The sequence below is a fragment of the Streptacidiphilus pinicola genome (genome assembly GCF_003258295.1).
GTDB classification, from domain to species: domain Bacteria; phylum Actinomycetota; class Actinomycetes; order Streptomycetales; family Streptomycetaceae; genus Streptacidiphilus; species Streptacidiphilus pinicola.
On the sequence record NZ_QKYN01000239.1, the window covers coordinates 1 to 6,013 of the forward strand.

The window sequence follows — 6,013 nt, forward strand, 5'->3', positions numbered from 1 at the left end:
CCGCAGCCGTCTGCTGCTACAAACGCCTCATCCGACTCACCACATAGGACACGGTCTAAGTGGTTGAATGCCTACGCGGCCGTGCAACGGGGCCAAGGTCCCCGCAAACGGCATGGAAGCAAGGCAAGGTGCTGGAGGTTCCGTGGACCTGTCCCTGTCGACCCGTTCCGTCGGCGACCGCACGGTCGTCGAGGTTGGGGGCGAGATTGATGTATACACCGCCCCGAAGCTGCGCGAGCAGCTGGTCGAGCTCGTCAATGAGGGTCACTACCACCTGATCGTGGACATGGAAGGCGTCGACTTCCTGGACTCGACCGGTCTGGGCGTGCTCGTCGGCGGGCTCAAGCGGGTGCGGGCCCACGAGGGTTCGCTGCGTTTGGTCTGCAACCAGGAGCGCATCCTCAAGATTTTCCGGATCACCGGACTGACGAAGGTGTTCCCCATCCACGGTTCCGTGGACGAGGCCGTCGCCGCCAACGACTGAGCTCGCCCAGCGAGCTCCAACTGAGGCAGTGCGCCCGGGAGCAGGTGAGGCGTGCGGGTGGTTCCGCACGTCCGGCTCCCGGGGCGCCGGTCTGCAACCTGAACCTTTCGAGGGGGACGTATATGGCCACCGTCGAACTGCGCTTCAGCGCGCTCCCTGCGCATGTGCGCACGGCGCGGCTGGTTGCGGCGGCAGTCGCACGACAGGCCGGGGTCGACGAGTCGGTTCTCGACGAGGTCCGTCTCGCCGTGGGTGAGGCGTGCTCGCGTGCGGTCGGGCTGCACGTGCGCAACGGAGTCTCACATCCCGTACGGGTCAAGCTGACCCAGCAGGAGAAGCGCTTCGTGATCGAGGTCGGTGACGGCGTCCCGACCCCGGTGACCTCGCACGCCGACAGCAGCGCCGCCGAGGCCCTCAGCATGGCCGCCGGTGCCGGCAAGGGCGGTGGCGAGCAGTCCGACGACACCATGGGCCTGGCCGTGATCAGCGGGCTGGTGGACGACCTGGTCATCGGGCACGACGACGACGGCGGTCTGATCCGCATGAGTTGGCCCATCGCCGACCCCGCGGACGACGAGCTGTAGCTGTTCCGGCCGCACCGGCGGAGAGTCGAGAGGGCGGCCCGGAGGATCTTCCGGGCCGCCCTCGGGCTTGCCGCCGGCGTGTCAGCCGAAGAAGCCCTGGATGTCGGCCAGCAGGTCCACGTTTCCGGCGCGGTTGAAGAGGTCGACGCATCCGTCCGTGCCGATCGGCACGACCGCGAGATCGGTCGCGTCACGCCCCGGGCCCACGTAGACGTTGGCCGTGCTCGGTCGGGGCAGGCCGCTGGTGTAGGCGGTCACGTAGGAACCCTGCGTGGCCTTCAGCGCGGTGAGGTTGACGATCACCGCGTAGGCGCTCGCCGGGATGCCGTCGACACCGGCCACCTTGAGCTTGACGACGCCGTACGGGCCGACCTGTGCCTGTGGCGCGCCGATGCCGTGACGGGTGTCCAGCGCTCGTTGGGCGGGCAGGGAGACCATCTCCCCGGTCTCCTCGTTGTCGAAGACTCCCTGCAGATCCACCGTCAGGTCGACGTACCCGGAGGCGTTCTGCAGCGTCACCGTGCCGTTGGAGGCCACCGGCACCGCGACCAGGTTGCTGACGGTCTGTCCCGGGACGGCGTGCAGGCTCGCCTCGTAGGGTGTCGTCGTGCCGCCCTTGTACGCGGTGACGGCGCTGGGCGCGGTCGCGTCCGTGGCGGTGAGGTTCAGCAGGACGGCCTTCGTGTCCGGCCCGAGCCGGGCCGGAGCGGCGAACACGTTGAACGTCAGTGTGCCGCCCGGCCCGATCTTCCGCTTGGGCACGTTCGTCCCGGACCAGGTGTCGAGCAAGCGGATCGGCCCCGCCGTGGAGAAGGTGTTCGTGCCGGGACCGCCGGCCGTCGTGTAGTAGCCCTGCACGTCGGCGCTGAGCTGCGTGCCGGCGGCGTGGTTGTAGAGGTCGATGTAGCCGTCGGTGCTCACGGGGACGGTGACCTGGTTCTGCGTCGTGTGGCTCGCGCTCACCGTGAGGTTGTCCGTGGTGGGCGGAGGTGACCCGTCGCCGTAGGCGGTGACGTAGCCGTCGCCGGTGGCACCGGACGCCGTGAGGTTGAGCGTGACGGCGGTGACCGGCGTCCCGGCGGAGTTGGGCACACCGCCGTTCCCGGTGACCTTCAGCCGCAGGGTCTGGCCGACGGACAGGGCCCCCTTGGCCGAGCCCACACCGGCCCAGGTGGCCAGGATCCGGGCGGGTGGGAGCGGCGTGTAGACGCCGCCGACGGTGACGAGTCCGTGCGCCGTGCTCGTGCGGCCCCCGGCGTCGGTGACCACCGCGCTCACCGGATACGTGCCGGGCTTCGCGTAGATGCCGGAGTACTGCAGGGTCGACGACAGTGACCCCGCGGGCACCGTGAAGGGTCCATGGCCGTCCCCGAGGTCCACCGTGGCGCCGGTGATGGTCCACGGTGTGTCGATGTGGAAGTCGACGAGCGCGACGAGCGGGCCGTTGACGCCCAGGTGCATGGACTGGGCCGACACGGCCAGCGGCCCGGGCGGATTGGCGTCGACCCCCCGGTAGGCGGTCCTCGTGGCGCCGTTGGGGAGCGTCGCGGTCACCTGGACGGAATGTCCGCCGAGGCTGTCGAAGGTGTGGGTGAACGTCGGTGAGGTGGACTGCTGGAGGACGGTCGGGACGTTGTCGACGCTGAAGGAGTACTGGACCGGCCCCGTGCTCCAGGGGTTGGTCACGTCGGCCGTGAAGGTCTGGGCCGTGCCGAGGGGCACCTCGACCGACGGGGTCGACAGGTCGTTGAGCGTGAACGGGTCCTGCGCCTCGACAGCGCCGCGGTCCGTGTACGTGTTCGCGCCGGTTCCCGTGTCCGGGGTGCCGGGGACGTCGACACGCGGCTGCCCGTGCAGTCCGGTGGCCGGCTCGCCCGGGGCGTCGGCGTTGGCGGAGTCCACCACCGGGGAGTTGAACGCGGGCACGTAGCCCGACGGGCTCAGCTGCGGGTCGAGGTTCAGGTCCTGCTGCCCCTGGCCGACTGAGGTGTAGAGGTCTGCGGCCGTGGCGTGCGGCTGGCCGGCCCACAGGTAGGGCTGTGAAGTCCCCTGGCCCAGCACGTCGTTGTAGTTGAGCGTGGTGCCGGCTGCGGAGTCCGCCGATACCTGGATCTCCGGCGTGCCGGCGCCCTGGCGGCAGGGCGAGCCGGTGACCGCGTTGGCGTAGGAGGCGCCGTCGTGGAAGGCGATGTCGTCCTCGACGACGGATCCGGTCGAACCGCCGGAGAGCGCCACGGCGCCGGCGCATTCGCCGGTGAAGGTGTTCCCGCTGACCAGGGTGTGCGGAGCTCCGGTGACGACGACGCCCTGGCCGTCGCCGACCACCAGGTTGCCGGCGACCGTTGTTCCGCTCGCACCTGTGCCGACGGAGACGGCCGCCTGGCCGAAACCGTTGATCGAGTTGTGCAGGACGGTCACCGCGGACGAGGAGCCGGAGACGGCCACGCCGGTGTCGAGTGCGCCGAGCACGGAGTGCTGGTCGAAGACCCGGTTGCCGGCCAGGGTGATGTCGGACGAGTCCGTCACCGTGACCGCTGAGCCGGCCGTGCCGATGTTCAGGCCCTTCAGCGTGATGTCGTGGACGCCGGCCAGGGTTACGCCCTTGACGATCGGATAGCGCGACGTCCAGTCGCCGGAGGCGTTGCTGATGGTGATCGGCAGGCCGGGAGCGCCGGAGTGGTGGATGGTGAGCGGCCCGTACTGCCCGAAGTCGACCTGCACGGTCTGGCCCGGCTGGGACTTGTCGACGGCCAGTTGCAGCGAGCAGAAGGGTGTGGCCTGCGATCCCGCGTCCGGCGCGGTGTCGGAGCAGGCGGGGAGCATGGGCGCCTGGCTGACGTAGATCGTCGAGCCGGTGTCGGCGTGGACCGTGGTGCTCGTGGCGAGCGGCAGGGCGACACCGACGAGCAAGGCTGAGGTCAGCGTGCTGACGGTGCGTCTGTGATGTGGCATGAAAGGGGCCCCCTTGGCGGACAACGCGCTGATCCTGCCAAGCAGGTGCTGATTCGGCCACGAATTCGTCTGAACCGGAATCCGTATCTTCCGTCACAGCCCTTTCAGGATGTACCAATTGCCGCTCGTACCCTGTTTTGATCATGTTGCGGTTTCCTACAATCGCGGCCTGCCACCTTGCCCGCGCTGCCGAGCGGTCCGCGCCTTCCCCCGGCCCCATGACCCCGGGATCCCGCTTGGCGCACGAGCCAGACGTCATGGGAGGACGAATGGCCGGGCTCTATCTCTCCGGCGCTCAATCAGGGGTGACGGCCGTACTGACCGGGTCGGACCGGGTCGTGGTCGTCATCGTCGCCGTGGTCGCCGCAGCCGCGCTCGGTGTCGCGTGGTTGCTGGTCCGTCAGGTACTGGCAGCGGATCAGGGCACCGACACCATGAAGCGGATCGCCGCCGCCGTGCAGGAGGGCGCGAACGCCTACCTGGCACGGCAGTTCCGCACGCTCGCCGGCTTCGCCGTCGTCGTGCCCTGCCTGCTGCTGGCGCTGCCGGCCGACGACTGGTCACAGCGGATCGGCCGCTCGGTCTTCTTCGTCGTCGGCGCCGGCTTCTCGGCCGCGACCGGATACGTCGGCATGCGACTCGCCGTGCGCAGCAACGTCCGCGTCGCCGCGGCGGCACGCGCCGCCACTCCCGCCGAGGGGGCCACGGAGCCCCCCGACGTGCGCGCGGTGTCCCACCGCGCCATGCGGATCGCGTTCCGGACCGGCGGGGTCGTCGGCATGTTCACCGTGGGCCTCGGCCTGCTCGGGGCCTCCGTCGTGGTGCTGCTCTACCGCGAGAACGCGCCCAAGGTGCTGGAGGGATTCGGCTTCGGGGCCGCGCTCCTGGCGATGTTCATGCGTGTCGGCGGCGGCATCTTCACCAAGGCCGCCGACGTCGGCGCCGACCTGGTCGGCAAGGTGGAGCAGGGCATCCCGGAGGACGACCCGCGCAACGCCGCCACCATCGCCGACAACGTCGGCGACAACGTGGGCGACTGCGCCGGCATGGCCGCCGACCTGTTCGAGTCCTACGCGGTCACCCTGGTGGCCGCGTTGATCCTGGGCGTGAGCGCGTTCGGGGATCACGGGCTCGCCTTCCCGCTGCTGGTGCCGGCGATCGGTGTGGTCACCGCGGTCCTCGGCATCTTCGCCGTCTCCCCGCGCAGCGGCGACCGGTCCGGCATGACGGCGATCAACCGCGGCTTCTTCATCTCCGCGATCGTCTCCCTGGCGCTGGTCGTGGTCGCCGTCTTCGCCTTCCTGCCCGGCAGCTTCGCCGGACTGAAGGGCGCCTCCCCGGACATCGCCGCCCACGGTGGCAACCCGCGCGTCTTCGCGCTCGTGGCCGTCGCGATCGGCATCGTGCTGGCAGCCGCGATCCAGCAGCTCACCGGCTACTTCACCGAGACCAACCGGCGCCCGGTCCGCGACATCGGCAAGACCTCGCTGACCGGCCCGGCCACCGTCATCCTCTCCGGCATCTCCCTCGGCCTGGAGTCGGCCGTCTACTCGGCGGTCCTGATCGGGGCGGCCGTCTACGGCGTCTTCCTGCTCGGCGGCGGCTCGCTGACGCTCTCGCTGTTCGCCGTGGCGCTCGCGGGAACGGGCCTGCTCACCACCGTCGGCGTCATCGTGGCGATGGACACCTTCGGCCCGGTCTCCGACAACGCGCAGGGCATCGCCGAGATGTCCGGCGACGTGACCGGCGCCGGGGCGCAGGTGCTGACCGAGCTGGACGCGGTCGGCAACACCACCAAGGCGATCACCAAGGGCATCGCGATCGCCACGGCCGTGCTCGCCGCCACCGCGCTCTTCGGCTCGTTCACCGACGCGATCGGCACGGCCGAGTCCCAGATCGGCCCCGCCGCCCACGGGTTGAGTCTGAGTCTGGACATCTCCCAGCCGAACAACCTGGTCGGGCTGCTGCTCGGGGCGGCGGTCGTCTTCCTCTT

The 6,013-nt window shown here is 70.1% G+C and carries 4 protein-coding genes; 3 read left to right on the forward strand and 1 reads right to left on the reverse strand.

Going from position 1 to position 6,013, the window contains the following annotated elements; genetic code table 11:
- The first annotated feature begins 142 nt into the window (after positions 1–142).
- Together DN069_RS38350 and DN069_RS38355 are read left to right on the forward strand one after the other, a co-directional pair.
- Positions 143–484 carry an STAS domain-containing protein gene (locus tag DN069_RS38350; protein ID WP_042373473.1) on the forward strand — a complete coding sequence of 114 codons (342 nt, stop codon included), beginning with the start codon at positions 143–145 and terminating at the stop codon, positions 482–484.
- A gap of 122 nt (positions 485–606) precedes the next feature.
- Positions 607–1,068, forward strand: a complete 462-nt coding sequence (locus tag DN069_RS38355; protein ID WP_111507869.1) for an ATP-binding protein — start codon at positions 607–609, stop codon at positions 1,066–1,068.
- Between the two features lie 81 nt (positions 1,069–1,149).
- On the opposite strand, the gene DN069_RS38360 is transcribed toward DN069_RS38355, so the two are convergent.
- Positions 1,150–4,020, reverse strand: coding sequence for a right-handed parallel beta-helix repeat-containing protein (locus tag DN069_RS38360; RefSeq protein ID WP_111507870.1), 2,871 nt, complete (start codon positions 4,018–4,020; stop codon positions 1,150–1,152).
- Between the two features lie 269 nt (positions 4,021–4,289).
- Between DN069_RS38360 and DN069_RS38365 the strand changes: the two genes are divergently transcribed.
- On the forward strand, positions 4,290–6,013 hold a 1,724-nt coding region (locus tag DN069_RS38365; RefSeq protein WP_111507871.1), incomplete at its 3' end, for a proton/sodium-translocating pyrophosphatase.

Bases quoted from the DNA above. Each gene is read 5' to 3' on its own strand.
- DN069_RS38355 (WP_111507869.1), top strand. From the start codon at position 607: ATGGCCACCGTCGAACTGCGCTTCAGCGCGCTCCCTGCGCATGTGCGC.
- DN069_RS38360 (WP_111507870.1), bottom strand. From the start codon at position 4,020: ATGCCACATCACAGACGCACCGTCAGCACGCTGACCTCAGCCTTGCTC.